Annotated in this window: 21 protein-coding genes; 13 read left to right on the top strand and 8 right to left on the bottom strand. The window is 39.1% G+C overall.

Annotated features, from left to right (window positions below; translation table 11 throughout):
* Positions 1–193: 193 nt before the first annotated feature.
* The gene (locus H6G28_RS07900) at positions 194–1630 is read right to left on the bottom strand and encodes an MlaD family protein (RefSeq protein ID WP_190670103.1); all 1437 of its coding nucleotides are present in this window, start codon (positions 1628–1630) and stop codon (positions 194–196) included.
* A gap of 16 nt (positions 1631–1646) precedes the next feature.
* A complete protein-coding gene (locus H6G28_RS07895; RefSeq protein WP_190591870.1) occupies positions 1647–2429 on the bottom strand; it encodes an ABC transporter ATP-binding protein in 783 nt (260 codons plus the stop codon).
* A 28-nt stretch (positions 2430–2457) separates the two neighbouring features.
* Between H6G28_RS07895 and H6G28_RS07890 the strand changes: the two genes are divergently transcribed.
* The gene (locus tag H6G28_RS07890; protein ID WP_190670101.1) at positions 2458–4008 is read left to right on the top strand and encodes a phytoene desaturase family protein; all 1551 of its coding nucleotides are present in this window, start codon (positions 2458–2460) and stop codon (positions 4006–4008) included.
* A 79-nt stretch (positions 4009–4087) separates the two neighbouring features.
* Positions 4088–4684, top strand: coding sequence for a hypothetical protein (locus H6G28_RS07885; protein ID WP_190670099.1), 597 nt, complete (start codon positions 4088–4090; stop codon positions 4682–4684).
* A gap of 233 nt (positions 4685–4917) precedes the next feature.
* On the opposite strand, the gene H6G28_RS07880 is transcribed toward H6G28_RS07885, so the two are convergent.
* Positions 4918–5553, bottom strand: coding sequence for a restriction endonuclease subunit R (locus H6G28_RS07880; protein ID WP_190670097.1), 636 nt, complete (start codon positions 5551–5553; stop codon positions 4918–4920).
* Positions 5554–6396: 843 nt separating this feature from the next.
* On the opposite strand from H6G28_RS07880, the gene H6G28_RS07875 reads away from it, so the two are divergent.
* Positions 6397–6801 (top strand): four-helix bundle copper-binding protein, encoded by a 405-nt coding sequence (locus tag H6G28_RS07875; RefSeq protein ID WP_190670095.1) that lies wholly within the window; start codon positions 6397–6399, stop codon positions 6799–6801.
* A gap of 241 nt (positions 6802–7042) precedes the next feature.
* Here the strand turns inward: H6G28_RS07875 and H6G28_RS07870 are convergent, their stop codons facing one another.
* Complete coding sequence (locus tag H6G28_RS07870) at positions 7043–8656, bottom strand: adenylate/guanylate cyclase domain-containing protein (protein ID WP_190670093.1); 1614 nt, start codon at positions 8654–8656, stop codon at positions 7043–7045.
* A gap of 354 nt (positions 8657–9010) precedes the next feature.
* On the opposite strand from H6G28_RS07870, the gene H6G28_RS07865 reads away from it, so the two are divergent.
* From H6G28_RS07865 to H6G28_RS07825, 9 genes are all read left to right on the top strand, one after another.
* A complete protein-coding gene (locus H6G28_RS07865; protein WP_190670091.1) occupies positions 9011–10129 on the top strand; it encodes an ABC transporter permease in 1119 nt (372 codons plus the stop codon).
* Positions 10130–10291: 162 nt separating this feature from the next.
* Positions 10292–10534, top strand: coding sequence for a hypothetical protein (locus tag H6G28_RS07860; RefSeq protein ID WP_190670089.1), 243 nt, complete (start codon positions 10292–10294; stop codon positions 10532–10534).
* Positions 10531–10920, top strand: coding sequence for a type II toxin-antitoxin system VapC family toxin (locus H6G28_RS07855; RefSeq protein ID WP_190670087.1), 390 nt, complete (start codon positions 10531–10533; stop codon positions 10918–10920). Before H6G28_RS07860 ends, H6G28_RS07855 begins: the two co-directional genes overlap by 4 nt.
* 589 nt (positions 10921–11509) lie before the next feature.
* On the top strand, positions 11510–13594 hold the full coding sequence (locus tag H6G28_RS07850; protein ID WP_190592172.1) for a hybrid sensor histidine kinase/response regulator: 2085 nt from the start codon (positions 11510–11512) through the stop codon (positions 13592–13594).
* Positions 13595–13698: 104 nt separating this feature from the next.
* Positions 13699–14847 (top strand): glycoside hydrolase family 10-like protein, encoded by a 1149-nt coding sequence (locus H6G28_RS07845; protein WP_190670086.1) that lies wholly within the window; start codon positions 13699–13701, stop codon positions 14845–14847.
* Between the two features lie 12 nt (positions 14848–14859).
* A complete protein-coding gene (locus tag H6G28_RS07840; RefSeq protein WP_190670084.1) occupies positions 14860–15279 on the top strand; it encodes a C6orf136 family protein in 420 nt (139 codons plus the stop codon).
* Positions 15280–15461: 182 nt separating this feature from the next.
* Positions 15462–16373 (top strand): M48 family metallopeptidase, encoded by a 912-nt coding sequence (locus tag H6G28_RS07835; protein WP_190670082.1) that lies wholly within the window; start codon positions 15462–15464, stop codon positions 16371–16373.
* 1150 nt (positions 16374–17523) lie between these two features.
* Entirely contained in the window at positions 17524–18480 is a 957-nt protein-coding gene (era, locus tag H6G28_RS07830; protein WP_190592176.1) for a GTPase Era, read from the top strand.
* 71 nt (positions 18481–18551) lie between these two features.
* A complete protein-coding gene (locus tag H6G28_RS07825; protein WP_190592177.1) occupies positions 18552–19229 on the top strand; it encodes a response regulator in 678 nt (225 codons plus the stop codon).
* An 83-nt stretch (positions 19230–19312) separates the two neighbouring features.
* Here the strand turns inward: H6G28_RS07825 and H6G28_RS07820 are convergent, their stop codons facing one another.
* From H6G28_RS07820 to H6G28_RS07810, 3 genes are all read right to left on the bottom strand, one after another.
* A complete protein-coding gene (locus tag H6G28_RS07820; protein ID WP_190670080.1) occupies positions 19313–21196 on the bottom strand; it encodes an ATP-binding protein in 1884 nt (627 codons plus the stop codon).
* 180 nt (positions 21197–21376) lie between these two features.
* The gene (locus tag H6G28_RS07815; RefSeq protein ID WP_190670078.1) at positions 21377–22189 is read right to left on the bottom strand and encodes an isopentenyl phosphate kinase; all 813 of its coding nucleotides are present in this window, start codon (positions 22187–22189) and stop codon (positions 21377–21379) included.
* 192 nt (positions 22190–22381) lie between these two features.
* Positions 22382–22642: a hypothetical protein gene (locus tag H6G28_RS07810; protein ID WP_190592180.1), complete on the bottom strand. Its 261-nt coding sequence runs from the start codon at positions 22640–22642 to the stop codon at positions 22382–22384.
* Between the two features lie 464 nt (positions 22643–23106).
* On the opposite strand from H6G28_RS07810, the gene H6G28_RS07805 reads away from it, so the two are divergent.
* Positions 23107–23454 (top strand): hypothetical protein, encoded by a 348-nt coding sequence (locus H6G28_RS07805; RefSeq protein WP_242054483.1) that lies wholly within the window; start codon positions 23107–23109, stop codon positions 23452–23454.
* Here H6G28_RS07805 and H6G28_RS07800 read toward each other — a convergent pair.
* Positions 23451–24485, bottom strand: coding sequence for an L-histidine N(alpha)-methyltransferase (locus tag H6G28_RS07800; RefSeq protein ID WP_190670076.1), 1035 nt, complete (start codon positions 24483–24485; stop codon positions 23451–23453). The genes H6G28_RS07805 and H6G28_RS07800 overlap by 4 nt on opposite strands.
* Between the last annotated feature and the right edge of the window lie 117 nt (positions 24486–24602).

Genomic DNA, 24602 nt, shown 5'->3' with positions numbered 1-24602 from the left:
CCAGATTTAGCAAAGGCGATTGAAACTGCTTTTAGCCAAGTCTCCTTAAATGATATTTATAATTGGTTTACTCATTGTTGCTACTGTACTTCACCAGACTGAGAAACGCTATACTAAAAAAGGGTTGAGCGAAGTTACATCCGTTTGGTGAGCGCAGTCGAACCACTGCCTTCTGCTATATTACCTTAACTTCCTATTTTGGTTCTTGTTGTTTACTATGTTCTCGTAGCTGCTGTAATAACTTTTCTTGGGAAGTATTCAGCGTTTCTAAAGTGGTAGTTTGAGGTTCTTTTTCTAAAGTTTTGATAACAGGATTTGTCGAATTAATTAAGGTTGATGGTTCAGATGCCACTGCTGTGGGAAATACTATATTTTGTTTAATTGCTGCTAGTTTCATCGCATCTAAAGTTGTGGCAAACTGAATTTGTTGCTGCATTTCTTGTGTAGAAGAAACTAAACCACTCAAACCATTAACTAATTGCCGGAGATTATCTCTAAATTTGGGATCACCTGTTAATTCATCTAAATCAGAGGTGATTTTTTGGGTATTTTCAAAAGTGACTCTGGCTGAATCTAATGTTTGTTGTAGTAATAAGACATTCTTGGGGTCATTTAAAGTTTTTGTGGCATCTCGTAAATTAGCAGAAGCTTGGGCGGCATTAGCTGACAGTGTTTCTAAATTTTTGATTACTTCGCCTTGGGTTAGGCGATTTAATGATGGTGATAAAATAGCGACTGTAGCGCGTAATTGATTGCTAGTTTCGGTAATATTATTCAAAGCACCGACTAAGGATGAACGATTAGTAGTGACCAAATCATTCAAGTTAGTTAGCAAACGATTGGCTGTCGTAGCGGTTGAAGCAAATTCTTTGGCGGTTGCACCAAACTGACTAGCAGTTACGCTTAATTGATTAGCTGTTTTAGTGGTAGATGCAGTGAGTTCATTTGTGGCGCGTTGTACAGAATTGGCGGTTGCACTAAATGTATTTAGCTGTCCTTGAAAGCCTTTTGTTAAACCTCTAGCATCTTGACTGAGGGCGGCGACACTGGTGGCGGCGGCGGCGGAACTTTCTAAAAGTCGGTTAACTCTTTGATAAAATTTTGGATCGTTGTACAAAGTAGCTAACTCTGTGCTACTGCGAATCAGGTCATCAACACTAATACCAATTTGACCTTTTAAGCGAGAACCATTACAAATAATCAAACTTTGGTCACAGCCTTTCTCTAAAGGTTTGGCTTTGACATTAGCAGCTAGTGATGTTCTGGGTGTAATATCGACAATACTTTCACTAATCAAGCCACTTTGGTTAGCATCAACTTTAACATCACTGGGAATAATCAAGTCTGCGGGAACAATTTCTATTTCTACATCAATTGCGTTTGGTTTGGGGCGGATGTCGGAAATTTTGCCGACTTTCACGCCACGATAACGGACGGATGCGCCTTTTTGCATTCCGCCAGCGTTGGCAAATTCGACAATGAACTTATACGAGCTACGTCCTGCACTCACTCCATTCAACCACAGAACGATCGCCCCAAAGGAACCCAGCCCCAGCAAGAGCAATAACCCGACTGAACCTTCTCTTAGCGTTCGTCTAGATGTGAAACGGTTTGTGATAAATTCTCGCATTTGTTCCTCCAACCACCTAACCAACAACTTGTATCGGCCCTTGCACACTCCCACTCATAAATTGTCTAATTAATGGGTGGTCGGTGCTATCCATCTCACTCACTTTACCCTGCCACTGCACTCTACCTTGGTAGAGAAACACTAGTCTATCAGCTGTCCGGCGAATCGTACTATCTTGGTGGGTAACAATGGCATAAGTACTGCAAACTCCGTGCATACTTTGTAAATCACGAATCAAGTCTTCAATGACTGTTGAAGCAATGGGGTCTAGTCCGGCTGTGGGTTCATCGTAAAGTAAAACTTCTGGCCCTTCTTTGGGGTTTTCGGGGTTGGACATAATTGCACGGGCAAAACTGACTCGTTTCCGCATCCCACCAGAAAGTTCCGAAGGGTAGAGATGACCTATTCCCGGTAAACCTACCATGTCTAATTTTTCTTTGACTAGTTCTTGAATTTGCGATCGCGGTAACTTGGAATTTTGATACAGTAAAAATCCGACATTCTCATCTACATTCAAAGAATCAAATAACGCTGCTTGCTGAAATACCATCCCAATACCAATGGGGTCAGCACCATCTTCTATCAACCCTTCGCGCCGGACTCCTTGGACATAAATTTCCCCCTCATCCGGGTTAGTTAGTCCGGCTATCACTCGCAAAATGGTTGATTTCCCAGTCCCGGAGGGGCCGATAATTCCCAGTGCTTCGCCTCGGTAAATTGTCAAGTCCACATTATCTAAAACCTTATTGTTACCAAAGGACTTAGACACGCCTTTCAGTTCAATTAGTGGTTCAGTCATTAGTCATTAGTCAAGGGTCAATAGGAAGATGAACTCATCACTCTTAACTCAGCACTCAGCACTCAGTACTCAGCACTCTAAAAATGATGTCATAGTCATCGGTAGCGGTATTGGTGGGTTATGTGCTGCGGCGTTGCTTGCGCGGTATGGCAAGCGGGTAATTGTCTGTGAAAGTCATACAATTGCCGGTGGTGCAGCCCATAGCTTTAAACGACGAGGATTTGAATTTGATTCTGGCCCCTCTTTTTATTGTGGACTCTCAGGAACCCATAGTTTGAACCCGGTAAAACAAATTCTGGATGTTCTAGGGGAATCCCTTCAAGTTATACCTTATGATCCTTTAGGACACTACCATTTTCCTGAAGCGAGTATTGCAATTTACAGCAATTTTCAAAGATTGCATCAGGAGTTACAAACAATTACACCCCAAGGTGCAGCAGAGTTGCAGAATTTTGTCACCCGCTTGTTAGGTTTGTATGAGGGGATGAAAGATATACCGACTTTGGCTTTACGGGCTGATTGGCAGGTAATTTTTGTGTTACTGAATTATGTGCGATCGCTGGGTAAAATGTTACCGTACTTGCCTTTGGTACAGTCTTCAGCTGGCACTGTCATGGATGCCACTGTCAAAGACCCTTGGGTACGCAGACTCATCGATGTAGAATGTTTTCTACTTTCTGGTTTAAAGGCACATGGCACAATTGCCCCAGAAGTCGCTTTTATGTTGGGTGAACGGGGGCGTGGCGTAGAGTACCCGGTTGGTGGAAGCGCCGCAATTGTCAATGCTTTAGTGCGTGGTTTAGAACGCTGGGGTGGCAAGTTACGCTTAGGCTGTCACGTTGAGCAAATTTTGATTGAGTCGGGGAAAGCTGTAGGTGTGCGGCTAAAAAATGGCGAAATTCTGTCAGCACCGATTGTTATTTCCAACGCCACAATTTGGGATACTTACAATCAACTATTGCGTCCTGAAGATTTACCCACAGCTTATCGCCAAACTGCCTTGAATACACCCGCCGTTGATAGTTTCATTCATTTACATTTGGGTATTCGTGGCAATGGCTTAGAAAATTTAACAGGACATCACGTTGTAGTTCACGACTCTGATCAAGATATCACCACCCCTGGTAATACTTGCATGATTTCTATTCCTAGCGTGTGGGATGTAACCCTCGCACCAGAAGGACATCATGTAGTTCATGCTTACACCCTAGAACCCTTTGCTGGTTGGGAACGAAATCAGGGTTATGAAGCCAAGAAACAAGAGAAAGCCCAAACTTTATATCGCGCCTTAGAGCGAATTATCCCCGATATTCGAGAACGTGTAGTGTTAGAACTGATCGGGACACCATTAACTCATACCCATTATTTACGAAGATATCAGGGAACCTATGGCCCGGCGATCGCTGCGGGTAAGGGGATGTTTCCCAGTACACACACGCCAATTTCTGGTTTATATCGTGTTGGTGATAGCACTATGCCCGGAATTGGTGTGCCAGCAGTTGCCGCTTCTGGTATTTTATGTGCAAATAGCTTGGTGGAGCGATCGCAAACAGCAGAGTTATTAGCAGAACTGAAATAAACCGAAACATACTCATAAAATGCCAAATTATTTAGCTTATTTCTCCTTAATATTGTTGGGAATTTTACTAATTCTCATCGTGTATATAGCTTATTTATATTTCACAACTGTAAATAAACTAAATAAGGCTCTGCATCAATCTCAACTACCTGAAGAATTAGTTAATTTCCCTGTTTATTCCTCTACACCAGAAGAATATTCATCTGTTAAAATCCGCATTAGTGACTTTATAGAGGCTTGCAATCATAACAGAACCTTTGAATTACATTTAACTGCTAATGATTTAAATTGTCTTCGCAATAAAGGTCATTCACCTAATAGAAAGTCATTGAAACGACCAGAATATTATGAAATTACAGAAAACAAGATTATAGAAAGAAGAGTAGTTTTTCCTTGGCCATTTAATCGTTATGGATGTATTAATGATGTTAAATATATTGATTTTATTTTCAAAAATGGTAGCCTGATAGAACAAAGCTCGATTATAGCTAGACATAATAAAGAAATACCTAAAGCTAGGCAAAATATTATAGAATATCCCATTATTCAATCTAGGTTATTGCTACAAATTTTTAGTCACTGTTTAACTGGTACAGAAAAGTCAAATTTAGTGAATATAATCGAGGAAATTAAAAATATTAAAATCAATAAGAGTGAAGTCAGTTTTTATATTTGAATACTATATAGCTTTTCCTAGTCTGCTGAGGTACAAATTTATCTGCGTCCATCTTCGTCCATCTGCGGTTAATTATTCTTGCTTGTACTTCACTAGAATGAGAAACGCTATATATAGTAATCCTACAAAAAATGCTGACAGAGGCTTTAGCTTTGAATAAAGGTTTTTACATAATATTTTAAAGCGATCGCACTTTCAGAGTATCCAAAAGCTTTGGCTGAATATCAGTAACTTTATAACTGACAAATTGCTTTCAGAACCTGCAATAGTTCTATTACCCGCATAGATTCCATAAAATTTAACAACGGCAACAGTTGATAAACTGGTGGGTTTCCTTGTTCTAGATAAACAAATTGATAACTCCTACCATTAGTAGTTAAACCCCAAGCTGATTTCTGATTATCTAAACTTTTATATGCGTAAGTTAGTAATTGAGGTAATCCAGTAAATATATCAACTTGACTATTTTTAGATTCAACTAATAGCAGCCAGAAATATGCTTGAGGTTTTGTCTGTTTAGCTTTACTAATCGCCAAAATATCAAATCTACCTTTAATTATTTTGTCTTCATCTTCTATCTCAATATCAGCAATGTTTTCTTCTAACAGGATTTCAATTGGATAGCGATAAAAGCCAGCCAACCTCAGTAAAGGTGCGACTGCTAGAAATTTTACCTGTCCTTCTGAAACTTTGCCTGAAGTAAGATATCTATCAAAATCATTTTGAATTTGCTTTAATTCTTGCTGTTCTTCTTCGCTTATGGGTTCTAAAGATAATAAGTTAGAAAATGAGTCATTATACTGTTTTTGAAAGCCAAACAGCCGATTAACTTCTTCTAAAGATAAATTACGAGCATTAAGTAATGTCATATAGGAATCCGGTTTGATTTCTGAATTTATTTGTGTAGGTAGGGAATAGGGAATGGGGAGTCGGGAGTAGGAAAGAAGCCTGATCTGAATGTACTGATTTTTTTTCAGAAATCAAATATCAGTCCTATAGATGGATATTAGATATTAGTAGTAATTATAGCCGTTTGCATATTCATGAAATACTGTAGAGACGTTACATATAACGTCTCTACATAACGTTGGGTTTTATGTTTGTACCTCATTTACCCAAAATAAGCTGTCTCTAAATTATATTTAGAACTGCTGTAGGAATCCTAAATGATTTATAAACATCTCTCTCCCTTGTCTTCCTTGTCTACCCTGTCTGTCGAGCCTCATATCCGCAACATTTTGCAATAAAGTCAGGAAATATTGACTTTTAACGAGTTAGAGTATATATACTCATGGCATATTTTCTAGAAACATACTCTCATTGCTTACAATGCCTCAAACCATTGATAAATAAAGATTGTAGTGAGAGAAATTGGAAAAAATTCCTCTGGTCTCAGGTAACTAAAGTCTGAGATTTTGCTACTTATATACAGACACAGCAACCGTAAATGTCCCGCATTGGAGTGGGAAATCGGTTCTCATAATTCAGACTTGACAAAAAAGTGAAATATTTTCCAGCCTTAATTCATCAGGATTTTGGCTGATTCGGTGATGCACACATCTCACTTAACAGCTAAATTTACAGCAAGTTCATAGATTTAGTGATCTTCGAGTTCTGGGAATTTGGCAACCTATTGAAATCCCAAAAATAAACATTTACCGTACTAATTAAGAACTATCTCACAGCATTTAAGATTTTAGGAAGTTGCTCTTATGATGACTGAATCTATAATTACAACCGTAGAAGCTACCAAAGAAAGCTGCATTGAATGTCACACTACTTGTATTGATACTCTCAAATACTGCAAAAATCGGGGCGGTCAATACATAGACATGACCATGATGTCGATGATGCGGGACTGTGCAGAAATGTGTATGATGTGCGTCAATATGATTAACGACGGTTCCGAGTTTATGGGTAATGCTTGTAACTTGTGTGCGGAAATGTGCGATCGCACAGCAATAACTTGTGAACAAATGAGTGAAGACCCTACAATGAGATTCTGCGCTGCAATTTGCCGTAAATGTGCAGAACACTGCAAAGCAATGGCTTTAAATTCTGCTTCTTATTTTCGCAGAGCTAGTTTAGTTACAGAAGATGTGCTTTCATTTCGTTAATGAAATTTGTAGAGACATTCTACACAACGTCTCTCACAAAAACCAATAAGCGCATTACAGTGATCAAAATCCAAATTCAAAACAATGGCGATATCAGTCACGATATCGCCATTGTTTTATTTAATGTCAATCATTTGGGGTATTAGGAATTATCTACTTGAGTTAAATTCTGGAATCATTTCTCACACCCTAGCACATTTCAATTATCCGGTTACTTCAGTCGCTGGATGCAAGATGTGACTTAACTCATTTTTGTTTGATAAACCTTGACTAATCTATCAATACCTTTAAACCGATGGTCGCCCATTTCTTTAAAATCTGAAGCATCTGTCAACATTTGATAGGTGGCTTCACTAATTACACATTCACCAGGGGGACAAACAGCTTCCATTCGGGCGGCTAAGTTAATGGTAGCGCCTAGGGCGGTGTAATCTACTCTTTGGGAACTGCCAACATCTCCGACAACGGCTTTACCACTGTTAATTGCAATGCGTAATTGTAGAGGTTCTTCCCAAAAACCTTTGGCGTTCAATCTTTGCAAACGAGTTAGCATTCCTTTGGCGGCGGCGGTGGCGCGGTCTGCATGGTCTAGCAGTGGTTCGGGAGCGCCAAAAAATGCCATGATACAATCGCCAATATATTTATCTAAAGTGCCACCGTAGGCGAAGACTTCTTGCAGCATTTCTTCAAATAAATTATTTAATAGTTGGGCGATCGCTTTTGGTGTTAATCTTTCTGAAAGTGCTGTAAACCCAACTAAATCTGCAAAGACAATACTAATTTCACTTTCTGTTGTCGGTAAACGTCCATCTGGTAAACCACCCACAGAAATTAACTGCTGGACAACGGCGGGAGAATGATAACGTTCTAAGCGGTGACGAATTACTTCTTCGGTTTTGAGTTTTTCTACTAATAGCCAACGCTGCACACTCGAAGCCACCAAATTTGCCAAAGCCGAAAAAAAGCTGAGTTCTTCTGCGCCATCGCTTTCCCAATGATAAGAAGAAAGATGGGCATCAGCATAAAGAACACCAACCACTTTATTTTCATCCCACAAAGGTACAGCCATTGCACTGCGAATACCTTTGACTAAAATACTATGTTCGCCGGCAAATCTTTCATCTTTGTGTGTATCAGCAGTTTGAATTGCGACTTTTTCTTCAAATACTTTTTGACAAATACTCCGACTAATCCAACTACCATCAGCTGCTAAATATTTTTTTTCCGCAGCATGTCTCGTCCCAGCATTAACTAATTCTAGATGATTGCACCCATTCACATCAATTAATAAAGCCAAGCGGTCAATACTTTCGAGATAACGAAACACTACTTGTTGGACTTGGGAGAAAATTTCTTCTATTGATGCTGCTGCACAGAGATTTTTGGCAATATCTACTAAGTCTTTGAGGCGGGCAATGCTTTTGTTTTTAGTAGTAATATCATCTTCGTGACTTTCAGCCGCTATCCACTGCTGTTGTAATTGTTTGACGTTGCGTAATATGGTTCTTTGTTCGTTATTATCAGCAATTGGTGGGGGCGGTTTAATTGGAATGACTGGATTAACCAACTTTACTACTAAGCTGACATTTCCTAACCAAATAATATCGCCATTTTGTAAATCTCGTGTGGCAGTTACAAAGCTTTGATTGACTTGCGTACCATTTTTACTACCTAAATCTTCAATAGCCCATGTACCATTTGCTTTTTTTCGTAACAGCGCGTGTTTTCGGGAGATACCACCAAACGGTAAGTAAAGGTCACATTCTGGTAAACGACCAATGGTGAATTCATTTTGATTCACTGTTATCGTTGTTTCTGTTTCTCCTTGTTGTAGGCGCAGTGTAAGTTCAGTCATGAGTATGGTTTGTTTATCCTGGAAGCAAGGGAACCATAATTAACGCAAAGGATACCAGGATAAATCCTTTACCTTATCTTTATGGCACTGTTGATGGCATTCCGACAACTGTCTATCTTAAATTAAGTATCCACGCAGATACAGATATTGTCGTTGACATGAGGTAAGAATTTATACATTTGGGTACTGCAATATGCTACTTGGGTACTCCGAGATATAATCAGGACTTACGCACCAAGATTGTCTATAAAGATTGGGTGTAAGGGTGTAAGAGTTTGTGGCGTAAGGTTTTTAGATACATTGTCAATAGTAAACTAAAACAACAAATGACCAATGACAAAGGACTAATAAATTATGAATTGGTGGCAAAGACTCAAGAAAAACCCTTTGGCGCGGTTTGGGGCAATTTTGCTGTTAATTTTCTATGTAGCGGTGATTGCGGCTGATTTTGTTGCTCCTTATGACCCTTATGTATCACAACCAAATGGTTCACTGCTACCACCAACAAAAATTTATTGGGTTTCCCAAACCTCTGGTAAATTTATCGGCCCCCATGTTTACCCGACGACTCAAGGTAACACTGATATTAAGACAGGCGATCGCCAGTTAATTGTAGACTTAACAAAGCCATCTCCTTTGCGTTTATTTGTCTCTGGGCCAGAATACCGCCTGTTGCAGTTAAGTTTACCCCTACCCCCCAAATGGGATGAAGTCACAATTTTTCCCGGTATCCCCTTAACTTGGCATTTATTTGGTGCAGATAATAACGCTAAATTAAATATTTTCGGCACTGATGACCAAGGACGCGACCAATTCAGCCGCTTGCTACATGGTGGTCGCATTAGTTTATTTATCGGCATTATTGGCGTAATTTTTACCTTCCCCCTCGGTTTGTTGTTGGGGGGAATTTCGGGCTATTTTGGTGGCTGGCTAGATAGCGTCATTATGCGCTTTGCAGAAGTATTAATGACTTTTCCCAGTATTTATCTCTTGGTGACATTAGGCGCAGTTTTACCACCAGGGTTAAGTAGTACCCAACGCTTTTTATTAATTGTGATTATTACATCTGTAATTAGTTGGGCTGGTTTAGCAAGGGTAGTTCGCGGACAAGTACTTTCGATTAAAGAACGAGAATTTGTCCAGGCTGCACGGGCAATGGGTGGTAATCCTCTTTACATTATTGTGCGTCATGTTCTGCCGCAAACTGCTACTTATATAATTATTTCCGCAACTTTAGCCGTTCCGAGTTTTATAGGTTCTGAAGCAGTTTTAAGTTTAATTGGTTTAGGTATTCAACAGCCTGATCCTTCTTGGGGAAATATGCTTTCCCTCGCCAGCAATGCTTCAATTTTGGTACTCCAACCTTGGTTAATTTGGCCGCCAGCCGTGCTGATTATTTTGACAGTATTAGCATTTAACTTACTTGGTGATGGTTTAAGAGATGCCCTTGATCCTCGCAGTTTGCAAAGATAAGGGTGTAAGGGTGTAAGGGTGTAGGGGTGTATGTATCTAAAACCCTTACGCTATATACCCTTACACCCAATCTTCATAGACAATTTTGGTGCGTAAGTCCTGACATAATTACATTATTACAACTGTAACTCAGACTGAAAACCCTGCTTACTGTGTTGAAATATGAATGCTCATAAGATAGAAGTCGTTTTAACTGAAGATGGAACTCTGACGCTACAGGGTTTACCTTTTCATGCTGGAGATGTTGTGGAAGTGATTATTTTGGAAACTCAAACTCCACCGCAACAAGCCCAACATTTACCTCAATCAAGTAGAAATCTTTATCCTTTACACAATACACAGCCATACCGTTATGACGACCCTACAGAACCCGTCGCTTTAGAAGACTGGGAAGTTTTGCAATGATTATACTTGACACTCATATTTGGGTTTGGTGGGTACAAAATGATTCACAACTGACCAAACAACAGCAAAAATGGTTAAAAGATTATGAGTCTGACGGTTTAGGAGTCAGCATTCTTTCATGCTGGGAAGTTGCCAAATTGGTAGAGAAAAAGAGATTAATTTTACCTTTGGCTATTGATAAATGGCTAGAAGTTGCTTTAGCTTATCCTGGTGTACAGCTATTAAATTTGTCCCTGCCGATAGTAATTGATTCAACTCAATTAAGTGGCTTTCATAGCGACCCATTTGACCAGCTTATTGTGGCTACAGCTAGATTTTATAATTGTCCTTTGTTGACTGCGGATACGAAAATTATTAACTATCCTGATGTGCAAACTCTTAAGTAGTGCTATAGGAATCATATTTGATTTTTGAAAAAAACTAAGAGATAATACGGAGAGAAGCTAAAAGTATAATAGAAAACTATAATGAACCAGCACTTATAACAGGCGATCGCGGAACTAGAAGAATTTATTCCTATAGTCGTTGTGAAATCACTAATTTTATAAGCTACCACCTTTTTCTTGGCAACACGACAAAACAACGAAGGTCTATTCATACTGACTGGCCTCCGCGACGGCTGTGGGTAGCTTCCGCCTTCACTTGTACACTTTACTGTAGCTGATACTATTGGCAAAAGTGTTACAAACGGATAAACAAAGGCGTGACAACTAAACGCTGCAACCACAGATTGCAGGTTGGAGCTTGCGTAATATTTTAAAATACAAAGATGTATTACAGTCGCCAAAAGTATATTCTACGTCCTACCCCAAAAACATCGATTTGGGTTACAGGGGAAGAATTAACATTCACAAATGACTATTGACCGTTGAGAAATGACAAATGACAGAAACTGTGTCGTGTCATAATAATTCAAGCAATCCCCTTTGAAGAGATTGAAACCCCGACCTGAACTGAATTACAGCACGATAAGTCATGCAGCCTGAACCCAAAGTCAACATCCTTTTGGTAGATGACAAATTAGAAAATTTGTTGGCGCTAGAAGCAATTTTAGAAAGACTGGGAGAAAATTTAGTTAAAGCAACCTCTGGTTCTGAGGCTTTGCGGTGTCTGCTGCATCAAGATTTTGCTGTCATTTTGCTGGATGTACAAATGCCGGGAATGGATGGCTTTGAAACTGCTAATCTAATTCGTAGTCGAGACAGGTCGTGTCAAACTCCTATTATTTTTCTCACCGCCTTTAGCACGAGTGACCAAATGTTATTTAAAGGTTATGCAATAGGGGCGGTTGATTATTTGCTTAAGCCTATAGATACGAATATATTAATATCGAAAGTTACAGTATTTGTTGAGCTATTTAAGAAAACTCAAGCCATTAAAGAACATGCAGAGCAACTAGCAGTTGTGAATGCAGAATTACGGCAAAGTGAAGAACGTTTTCGTTCTCTGAGTACTTGTTCGCCGGTGGGGATTTTTGAAACAGATACAGCAGGAAAATGTAAATATACTAATCCTCACTATCAGGCAATTTGTGGTTTAAATGCTGCCGAAAGTTTAGAAAAACAATGGTTGGAATTTGTGCATCCCGATGACCGCGAAAGAGCGATCGCTACTTGGTCAAAATACTTAGATATTGGTTCCCAAAACTACTCGCAAGATTTTCAATTTCTCACAGCTAATCATAGTCAGCGTTGGGTACAGGTGCGCTCATCCCGGATGGTTTCGGCGCAAGGAAAATTATTGGGCTATGTTGGTACTCTCGAAGATATCACCGAACGCAAGCAAGCTGAAGAAGTCCGCGCTCAAATCATCCGAGAACAAACCGCCAGACAAGAAGCAGAAGCCGCCAACCGGATGAAGGATGAGTTTCTGGCTGTGCTTTCTCACGAACTCCGCACACCTTTAACTTCTATGCTGGGCTGGTCAAAAATATTACGTTCTAAAAAACTGGATGATAAAGCAACTACTAAAGCTTTAGAAGCCATTGAACGTAATGCGACATCTCAGGTGCAATTAATTGAAGATATTTTAGATGTATCGCGGATTATTCGTGGTCAGCTAAAACTGAATTTATGTGTAGTTAACTTAGTGGCTGTCATTGAAGCCGCCCTAGAAGCTGTCCGCCCCTTAGCTGATGCTAAACATATTCAAATCAGCACAATTCTTGATTCTGCTATTGGTTCAGTTTGTGGTGATCCAGTACGTTTACAACAAATAATCTGGAATCTATTAAATAATGCCATTAAGTTTACACCACAACATGGTAAAGTTACTGTCAATCTCGAACTTATCCAAGTAACTGAAGCAGAGCCGAAAGAGCTAGTTCCAGCAGGAGAAATCGTCCTGACATCTAGCGTATCTCCCATTCAATTTGTCAGTTCATCTTATGCTCAAATTCAGGTAATTGATACAGGAATTGGGATTGAACCAGACTTTCTCCCCCAAGTATTTGAAAGGTTCCGCCAAGCAGACAGCACCACCACACGATCGCACAATGGTTTAGGATTAGGACTAGCGATCGTCCGTCACTTGGTAGAACTACACCACGGCATCATTATCGCCGACAGCCCAGGTAAAGGAAAAGGCGCAACTTTCACTTTAAGACTTCCCTTAATGCCAAGTCCCAGTCTTGATGGTAAAGCGGACAACTCGATTGCTTGTACAACAGGTAATACACCCTTGGTAGGCTTGAAAGTGTTGGTTGTTGGTGATGAAACTGATAGCCGCAACTTTTTAGCTTTTATGTTTGAAGAGTATGGCGCAAATGCAACCGCCGTCGCATCAATTGAGACTGCACTGGTAATTATTGAAGAGACAAAACCAGATATCTTGATTAGTGACCTCAGTCTCTCAAACCAAGAAAGTTATAACTTAATCCAACAAGTCCGGGCTTTAGCACCAGAAAAGGGTGGTGATATTCCAGCGATCGCTTTAACTGCATTTTCCCACGAAGAAGACAGCTTAAAAATTCTCGCTGCCGGCTTTCAGCATTACTTGACTAAACCTGTTGACCCTGAAAATTTAATTAATCTAGTTACTAGTGCAACAAGGCAAAAGTAAAATGTCAATCTTTACTCCAACAACCAGATTTCATTCGTGGTTGGAAACTGGCGCTTAATCGTAAGTCATTACCCGGACATGATATCAGACTCCTCCTGAAACCTATGAACTCAAAAGAAATTCGCGGTGTCTGGCTGACAACTACCGATAGTAAAGTTTTCCGGTCACAACAACGCATTGCAGCAGCGATGGACTTGTTAGCGGAGACAGGATTTAATGTTGTATTCCCTGTGGTTTGGAATAAGGGTGTGACTATGTACCCCAGCCAAACTATGCGGCAAAATTTTGGAGTGGAAATTGACCCAATGTCGGTTGGTCGTGACCCGTTAGCGGAGGTAATAGCCGAGGCGCGACGAGTGGGGTTAAAAGTTATCCCTTGGTTTGAATATGGGTTTGCGAGTTCTTACAACTTGAATGGTGGAATGCTGTTACAAAAAAAGCCAGAATGGACGGCGCGTGACAGTCAAGGTAATTTGTTGCAGAAAAATGGCTTTGAGTGGATGAATGCTTTTCATCCCCAGGTGCAAGATTTTCTGTTGAATTTGGTTTTGGAAGTGGTGAAAAATTATGATGTGGACGGGATTCAGGGAGATGATCGCTTTCCGGCTTTACCATCAGAAGGAGGGTATGATGCTTTAACAGTTGCCCGTTATCAGCAGCAATTTGGCCGTCGTCCACCCAATAACCACCAAGATAAACAATGGTTACAGTGGCGTGCTGATATTTTGACCGATTTTTTGGCACGTTTATATGGCGAAGTCAAAAGAATTAATCCTAACTTGTTGGTATCGATATCACCTAATATTTATGATTGGGGATTGCGCGAATATCTCCAAGACTCAGCCACATGGTTGAAGTTGGGCATAGTGGATATGATTCACCCGCAGATATATCGCCGCGATTTTAATAGTTATAAAGCGATCGCTAACCGACTAGCAAGTTGTCAGTTTAGCGATGCAACTCTCCCTAAGTTAGCACCGGGAATTTTGATCAAGCTTGGTAATTACTCCATCAGCCCAGAATATCTTGTGCAGGCGATCGCTTACAACCGCCGACTCGGAATTTCTGGGGAAGTCTGCTTTTTTTACGAAGGTTTGCGCGAAAATAACAATGCTCTTGCTCAAGTTTTGCGAAATGGCCCCTACTCTCAACCTGCGGCGTTTCCGACTTTGGCTGATTTACAACAACCCAGCAACAGCAATTCTTTGTCATTCTGGCAGAGAATCAAGAGATTCTTAAAAAATCTTTTTTAAAGGATAAAGCGCGTGGCAGATAAATTACAGATAGAACAGGTCATTCAAACTCTCAAACAAGATTTACCCACACTTTTTGAGCAAGATATTACATATAATATTTATACACAGGATATTTATTTTAAAGACCCAGTAAATAAATTTAAATATAAATTCAACTATCGAATTATTTTTTGGACATTACGATTTCACGCCCAATTATTTTTTACTCAAATCGCCTTTGATTTACATGAAGTGTATCAATCAGCAGAAGATACTATTTTAGCGAAATGGACAGTGCGTGGTGTTTTGCGTGTGCCTTGGCAAGCTAAGATATTTTTTAATGGTTATTCAACTTACAAATTCAATTCAGATCATTTAATCTATGAACATATTGATACTTGGGATAGAAAGCCAGGAGAAATTTTAAAGCAATTTATTCAGAAAGGGTAACACTTATAGCATTTCTGATGCTAGTGAAGTACAAGCAAGAATAATTAACCGCAGATGGACGCAGCGAAAAGTTGAGCCAGTGCGTTGGGCGGGTTCCCCGACTCCCTCACTGGCGTTGCGTGGGCGGCTCTGCCGACTTGAGCAAACTTTTCAAGACAGATGGACGCAGATAAAACAATATCATGACAAAAAAAATATTGACTGGACTGAATATAGTCAGATTTCAGCATCCCTTTGATCAAAAAGCTTTGGCAGCTTTAAATAAAATGCCTGGTTTACCTTTAGTATTAAAGAAGGTAAATGAATATGGAATTGACCGTTTACTGAGAATGCAAATTATCGGGGGAGAATTTCGCGTGACATCGCAAAATTTTCCCAAATTATCTGATGCGTTTACAGAAAGCTGTCAAATTCTTGACTTGACTTCCCAGCCAGAACTTTATTTATTTCGGGGTACGGGACATATTCAAACCAATGCTGTTGGTGTAGATAAGCCAATGGTGAGTGCGAATTTAGAAGCACTGGAATGGTATACACACGCTGAATTGCTATTTGCATTTGGGTGTGAAATTGCCCGGATTAAGGGTAAATATATTGCTTATCAACAAATGGCAAATGTGATGCCACTGTTAAAAAATATTGTTAATAGTACAACTTTTGGTTTGGGAAGTTTAGCGGCTGGGGGGATAGAAGTCGCTTTGTGTAATTGGATTTTGATGTCAAAATTCACATGCGATCGCGCGGGTTTATTGGCGTGTCAAGATATTAATATCGCCATCACCGCACTCATGAAGTTGGCTGGTTTACCATCTGAATATATAAATGCCGATACCATTGCGGAGTTTCAAGCGCAAGCACGGGAATTTTCACTCATTAGTCTGGATAACTTGGATCAAGTTACTAAAATATTCAGCTTTATGGAGTACAAATTTCCCTGGTCGGTGATGCGAGCTTCCGAATTGTTAAAATGGGTTGATTCAGGAGAATATGAAAAGTTGCTACAGTCAGAAGATGTAGAGCAACCAGCCGATTCAGAAGACAATACAGATACAGAGAAAGATGCTGAAGATTGGCAGTTTATGTCTTCTTGGTAGATTCTCATTTCTCAAGTTATCGCAGTCCTAAATCAATTACAAACAAATCTACTCCCTACTCCCTAATTCAATTTAGAGAAAGAAGCTGATAATTTAGTATCTGGGACTAAACATCAACTTCTGCTTCATCAAGAGGTCGTCCGACAAAATTATCTAACTATAATTTAATTTAATTTAACTTAGATTAGTAAGTGGACACAATTATTTAGAAGACGCATTTCGACTGCGCTCAATGCTCGATCATCTGGCTAGAAGAGGGTTGAGTTTCGACTTCGCTCAACTCCCGCGAAGCGATGCACTGAGCCTGTCGAAGTGTGGATACTGAGCGCAGTCGAAGTATCGAAACCCGGTCATCTCAAATTAGGTTTAATTTAGTCTTTCTACTTTACAGAAAAAATTAATTTTCATCACAGTTTAACTGACGTTATATTGAGTTAGTGTCAAATTGTCAAATATCAAATTTGATGTAGATTAATGATATGTGATGGCTTTTATTACTGTCGTTAACAAAAGTCAATATTATGCGATCGCTTGTTACATAGCTCATGAATTTTTCAGTTTTGATGAAAAATCTCTGTTGCATCTAGCTCTGAATATCTATACTACATATAGGACTCATATTTGATTTCTGAAAAAAATCAGTACACCTACAAAATGCTCTTTTCTACTCCCTACTCCCCACTCCCTACTCCCAGCCTTTACGAGTAAATTAATTTGTGAAATTAGGCGAGTTTAAGCGAGAAATTATTTCTCAGTCATAGTAATTACATCATAATTTGGTGGTATTCTCCAGCTAGAATCCAAGAATATTGTCATCAAAATGACTGGCTCTCTTGCAGATAACACAAGTGGATGGAAGAGAGATAACATAATGTTGGTTGGATTTAATATAGCAATCCTAAATGATACATGAGAGTTCAATAAGCCTCAAATGCTTATAAAACAAGGATTTTTGTCTACGTATTTTCTCACAATTGGGGTAGGATTGCTATATCTATTTTTTGAGATATTTCCACTCAAATATCTCTAGTAGTAGATTAAACTGAAACAATGGCAAACCCCGAAAATTCCAGGGTGAATATATGTTTGTTGTGCGTTTGAACCCAGAACTAACTTATCTCATCTATAAAATATGAAGGTGGAGTAAAAGGTGACTAGTATTGAAAATCACGTCTTCTCTTTTTCAGGAGAAGTATTAATTCCTCAAGCTCCTCCTGAGTATAAATCGGGGTTTATCGGCATTATTGGTCGTCCAAATGTCGGTAAATCTACTCTAATGAATCAATTAGTTGGTCAAAAAATTGCAATAACCTCACCAGTAGCCCAGACTACGCGGAATCGTTTGCGAGGAATTTTGACCACCGAAGCAGCACAATTAATTTTCGTCGATACACCGGGAATTCATAAACCCCATCACCAATTGGGGGAAGTGTTAGTACAAAATGCCAAAATTGCCATTGAATCAGTAGATGTGGTGCTGTTTGTAGTTGATAGTACAGCTGCTTGTGGTGCTGGCGATCGCTACATTGCGGAGTTATTAACCCACAGTCACACCCCTGTAATTTTGGGACTGAACAAAATTGATCAGCAACCAACGGATTCCCAGTTTATCGATGAAAGTTACCAACAACTAGGTGATGCTAACCAATGGCCGTTAGCGAAATTCTCCGCCAAGACTGGTACAGGATTACCAGAACTACAAGAATTACTGACGGAAAATTTAGCAACAGGCCCCTTATACTATCCGCCTGACTTGGTGACAGACCAACCAGAACGGTTTATTATGGGCGAGTTAATTCGGGAACAGATTTTACTGTTAACCCGTGAAGAAGTGCCGCATTCTGTGGCGATCGCCATTGATAAAGTAGAAGAAACACCATCAATTACCCGCGTCCTCGCTACCATCCACGTCGAACGCGATTCCCAAAAAGGTATTTTAATTGGTAAAGGTGGTTCTATGCTCAAAGCCATTGGTAGCGCCGCCCGCGAACAAATCCAAAAACTCATCTCCGGCAAAGTATACCTGGAACTTTTCGTCAAAGTCCAGCCAAAGTGGCGACAGTCTCGGTTAAATTTGGCAGAGTTTGGCTATCGCGTGGAAGAATAGAGAAGTTAGTCAATGGTCAATAGTCAATAGCTATTGGACTATTGACTATTGACCATTGACTAGATAAAAAAATGTCTACCAATCCTAGCTACTCCTTCAATCTGCCGAATGATCAACCTGTATTGCGCGTTTTGATTGTGGAAGATGATCCGATGATGCAACTAGGACTAGAACAATCACTAATGGCGCAACCCCAGTTGGAAATTGTTGGACAAGCAGAAGATGGTTATTTAGGGGTACAAGCAGCCTTAAAATTAAAACCAGATTTGGTAGTCATGGATATTGGTTTACCGCGCCTGGATGGGATTGCAGCGACACAGCAAATTAAAGCGGCCTTACCAGAAACCCATGTCGTGATGCTGACATCCCACACCACCGAAACAGAAGTAATTGCGGCATTATCCAGTGGTGCAGATGCTTATTGTATCAAAGGTGCGAGTGTAGAAAGACTGTTAAAAGCGATCGCAGCCGCCGTTGATGGCGCGACTTATTTAGATCCGCAAATCGCCAGACGTGTCATTGATAACCTCAAACCTCCCACAACCCAAGGAAACACCGCCAATCTTTCCACCAGAGAGTTAGAAGTTTTAAAACTCATGGTAGAAGGTTTAAGCAACCCCGAAATTGCGGAAAAACTTTATCTGAGTCCCAATACCGTTAAAACCCATGTCCGTGGGATTATGAACAAACTAGCAGTTGATGATCGTGTTCAAGCTGCTGTAGTGGCACTGCGATCGGGTTTAGTATAGTTAATCATATTTGATGGTTGCCAAAAATTTACTCGATTGAATGTCATTTTTCACTCTTATTTACCATTACACCCAGATTTCATTCAATCCTCACCTTGTTTTAAAGGAATCATAATTATAAATTCTGTACCTTTACCCACAGATGAAATACACTCCAGGGTTCCATGATGATTTTCGGTGATAATTTGATAACTAATTGACATTCCCATTCCTGTACCTTTACCAATGGGTTTTGTAGTAAAAAATGGGTCAAAAATCCGTTTTTGAATATCTTCCGGTATACCCAAACCATTATCAGCAATTTTAATAGCAATCTGAGTTTCATTCTCAACTGCTGTATCAATCCGAATTCTACTAGGAGTAGCTTGCATTTCCTTTAGTGTGCGTTGTGCGTCTCGTTCTTCGATAGCATCGATCGCATTAGTCAAAATATTCATAAATACCTGATTGAGTTGACCAGCATAGCACTCAACCAGAGGTAATTTACCATAGTCTTTAATAACTTTAATACCTGGATAATTAGGTTTAGCCTTGAGCCGATTTTCTAAGATTAATAATGTACTATCAATACCTTCGTGCAGATTCACCGCTTTATATTCAGCTTCATCCAGGCGGGAAAAATTACGGAGAGATAGCACAATTTGGCGAATGCGATCGGCTCCTATTTTCAGAGAAGATAATAGCTTGGGTAAATCTGACATTAAAAAATCTAAGTCTATAGAATCGATTTCTTCTCGAATTACCTCCACAGGATAAGGATAGTTTTCCTGATAAAGATTAACTAGCTTGAATAAATCATGAACATAATTAATCGCAGGATTAATATTGCCATAAATAAAGTTAACCGGATTGTTGATTTCGTGAGCTACACCAGCTACTAGTTGTCCTAAAGAAGACATTTTTTCACTTTGAATGATTTGGGATTGAGTACGTTTTAATTCTTTTAGTGTTTGTTCTAGTTGTTGAGTTTGTTGTCTGAGTGCTGCTTCGGCAATTTTGCGATCGCGTGATTCAACCACCAGCCGCACAAAGTCAGTAATTGAGCCAATAAAGCTTTGTTCTTCTAATGTCCACTGGCGTGGGGTGATTAAATGTTCACAACAAACTACACCAATTACTTCCCCTCTCGACCATATCCGCGCATCCAACATCGCAGTAATTCCCAATGGAGTTGTATAAGTTGCCGAAAATTCAGCAGTGCGAGCATCAGTATGCACATCAGTAACTGCGATTATTTGTTCTTCTTTGAGAGCTTGAAAATATTGCGGGAAGTCGTAAACAGATAATTCCAAACCGTGACTGTGGCGATTATATTCTTGTTCATATAAATCCACACATTGAATTTCCGAACGGTTCTCTGTGTATAACCAAACACTAACACGCCCAACCTCAAGACCTAAACTAGCTACTTCAGTTACATATTGAATCGCAATTTGAAAATCATCATGTTGTAGTTTTTCACTCTGCACAAGCTGTTGTAGCGCATTACTATGTCTGCGAAAGCGTTTCTCTGTTTGTTGGCGTTCATTAATTTCTTGTTCTAATTTATTGATTGTCTGAAGTAGCAAAGTAGTTTCAATTTGATCTTGGGGAACAACTAGCCGAATTGAACCTACTAAAAATGAATTACCAGCTTCGTCAGATAATAAGCTTTTTTTAGTAGATATGATTTGGGTTTTACCTTGGTAATCTGTGATTAATTCCTCATTTTCATCAGTCACACCTGTGGTAAAAACCAGTTCATCTCTCGCCCAAAAAACATCGGCTTGGGTTTTGCAGAAAAAATCATAGTCAGATTTACCAATTAGTGTTGTTCGCTCATATCCAATGAACTGACAAAACGCATCATTAACAAACACCCAATTGTGTTGTCTGTCCTTCACAAAAATGGGGTCAGTAATGCTGTTCAGAACACTCCACAGCAAAGTCTGAGAAGATTGTTGCGGTACAAAGTGAGAAAACGCCATCTTGCTGAATCCTGCAAGTTACTGGCTTTCTTTTTGGCAGATCATCCCAAATTCAGAATGATTCCCACAAAAGATGGCCAAAGTTTTCCCTTAGTATGCCCAATATATCTTTAAATGCAATACCCCTCATGCGAATATCTTGCACTTAATGAATTAGCTCTCCCTTTTATCCCTAAATTCTTACCTGCATTCACCAGAGCGGATCACTGTTCCTAAAGTCGCCTGTCCTAACACAGCCTTGACTAAATTTCCGGGAATATTGCCATCAATTATCCAACAATCAATTCCCCAATCAGAAATAGCCAAAAATTCTTCTACCTTCTGAATCATCCCGCCAGTTACATCTATTGACGCACTCTTGCCGATAGCAGCTTTAATTTGAGCATAATTGGCTGGTGTAATCTCAGGTATTACTTGCCCATTGTCGTCATACACACCAGGATAATTCCCCGCATTGATGAGTTTGACTTGGTAGTTATCTTGAATATGAAAGTATTTGGCTAACTCTGCTAATAAAGTTTCAGTAGAAAGAATAGTACCGCCAATGACTTGATCTAAAACAACATCACCGAAAACCAACGGTATTAAGCCAGCTTGTAAACTATTTTCAATTACCGAAAAGTTTGTTTTCACTAGCTGTTTATTCTGAGTCACTACCATCGTGAGAGGTGGTAAGCTCACTACTGGTAAACCTGCTTGTAAAAAATAATGGGCCAGTAATTTATTTAAATCTAAAACGTCTTGATGAACTAGACAAAACCCTAGTTTATCAGCATCACAGACAACACCATTGATAGTATCATATTTATGTGCTGACTGATGCCCAAAAGAACCAGCACCATTGCCAATAATCAGTTTCACACTAGGATTTTGCTGCCTGACTAGACTAATTTCCGTAACTAGTTTTTGCATAGTTTCTAGTCGAGCAGTGTATGGTTGGTTCTTATCAGTGATTAAAGAACCTCCTAATTTGACTAATACTAGCTCTAGCATGAAATCTCAAGATGTGGTAATCACTAGCAAAAAGCTTACCACAAGGAATTTCAAATCATCGAGTGTTCACTGTCTTAAAAAACAACTAATAAGCAACAGTTATCTTGCTGTTGCTTATTTATGATGAACATATTTTTTGCAGAATTCATAAGTTAAAGATTAGAATTCTGACATATATATATTGGTTATTTATCAGTCATAGAAATTATCTACTCTGATATCCCGTAAGATTTCCGAAACCTGCCATCCTGAATTGGCGATGGATAAAACTACCGGGTTATCCCGCACCGGAATATAGTTAGGCTCTCTAGTTTCTACTATATTGACTACTGGTTTTTCCTCAACGGTAGCTTCTTGGCTTTCAAAATCATCTATTGAAAGATTTTCTTCTTCTATCTGTTTTATCTTTTTCAGGATTAATTTTTCAGATTTTTTGATGAGTCGTATATCCATGATGATTTGTTAAGCCTTAAAGTGTGACAAAGAAATAATCAACAGAAAGTAGATTCTGAGAGAGTTCAAGAACTTCTTCCAGAATCTTGCGTGAAATCCGCAAAAAAGTTTTATGAACTTGGGTGTTGAAAAAATTACCTAAGAAAATCTAGGATACATCAAAATTGATTTAAAATTCCCAGGCTCAACAGAAAAATTTCTGAAATCGTAGATGCAAACTTCAAACCACTGTCAATACTCTCTATCCAGCACAATCAAGTTTCTCTAATCAACTCGATAGATTTTTTCTATGTTTGTAGGAAACTCTCTGCTGCTTAGATGGGCTATTTGCGATCGCATTGTAGGATGGGGGGAGCGATCTCCACATAATTGCAGACATCAATCATCATCACTCTCTGAGTTATTATCACTGGCATACTGAAAAAATAGTTCCAGTTTCAGAACCGCGTGGTTTACCAGAAGATATGAATCCTAGTTATCAAGACTATTTTGAAAATAAAGGTCTTGGAATGGGACATCACTTTACTTGGTTCATGGTTCAAGAAATTATTGATTATGATTGGGATAGAATATTCCCAGAATGTAAAGGCTATGTAAATCATCAGTATGCCTATTTATTTTCTGCTTCGGCTCCTTTTCCTGATGATTTACCAGACGATGAGCCTGTTTATAAAATGAAAAAAGACAACACAACTGAAGTTTCATGGGTACAGAGTTATAGAGAATATGTCGGTTGTGTTGATTGGTTTATTCAAGAATTACTAAAGTTAGGAAATCCCGCAGAAACTAGAATTCTTTTTTGGCTTCATTAGATATTAGCAACCTGACAAATTGCCATAATATGTGATGAATATTTGTTAGTAGTGTAATGAACAAGTTCTAATCCCGCACTTTCTAGTTCTTGGGTAAGTTTAGGTATTTCATATTTATGATGTCTCCAAATTGTAATTTCTTTACCCTTGGGGATTTCAATAGATTTATCTATTCCTTGGAAGCTGAAATCTATAGTGTAATTATGCTGGAATTTGATATTAGCGACGACACTATCTGTTGCTAAGTCATACTTTCTAATTAGTTGACAATCTTGAGATTTAATACCAATTGTATTTTTGATTGTGCGATATATGGCTTCGGCATGATACTTACAGCCACCTCTGGCTATGCCATCCCATTGAGAGTTAGAACCAATTTCATTGGTAAAGATGAGCAAATCATTTTCATCCATACTATTTCTAAAGTTATGCAGCACCTGATTTCTATTGTGATGGTTGCCCATTGTCACACCCAAATGCAGAATGATTTTGGGTTTGCCTGAGAAATTTGCAGGTATACAGCTATTTTCAATGTCAATTTGTTGGTTGCTATAATCCAGTTTGGGAAACCAACTTGTAAAATTTCTCTTGGATACAGTCAGCAATCCTTCACTAATATCTAAAGCAATATATTTATTAATTTTATTCAATTGATTGAGTCGGAAAACAAATTCTTTGGCTGGGTATGAATTTCCTGCACCCACGTCGATAATATTGACTTGGCTAAATTTTGATATATTTTCATAAATATATGCAAAACTGTTCCTTAATAGGTCAATTTCTACACTTGATTTGCGATACCATTTAGGGCTAATAAATTTCTGATAAAAATCATGCCAAATTTTTGCCCCTTGACCTTTATAAGAATATTTCAGGGGGATTTCCCATCGAGTTTCTAAGGCGTGAATAATTTCTAAAATTTCTGCTGGAGAAAAAACAGTGTAAAACTCAGAACTTGGCTTTGCTATACAAGGGTGCGAAATGGAATTATCTGCGGAAAATTGCGAGTTTTGATGAAAGTTTTTTGCCATTATTCCTAGTTCTGAGGTGGGTTAAGTAGAGAAAGTACATAATTGACCACTTGGCCAGTCTTGTATTTTCTCATACCTTGCTCTCAAACAAGGTCAGGACTTACACATAAAGATTGT

Source organism: Nostoc sp. FACHB-190 (genome assembly GCF_014696905.1).
In the GTDB taxonomy this organism is placed as follows: domain Bacteria; phylum Cyanobacteriota; class Cyanobacteriia; order Cyanobacteriales; family Nostocaceae; genus Nostoc_B.
The sequence above is the reverse complement of the archived record's forward strand: the minus strand, read 5'-3'. Positions and strand labels throughout refer to the sequence as shown.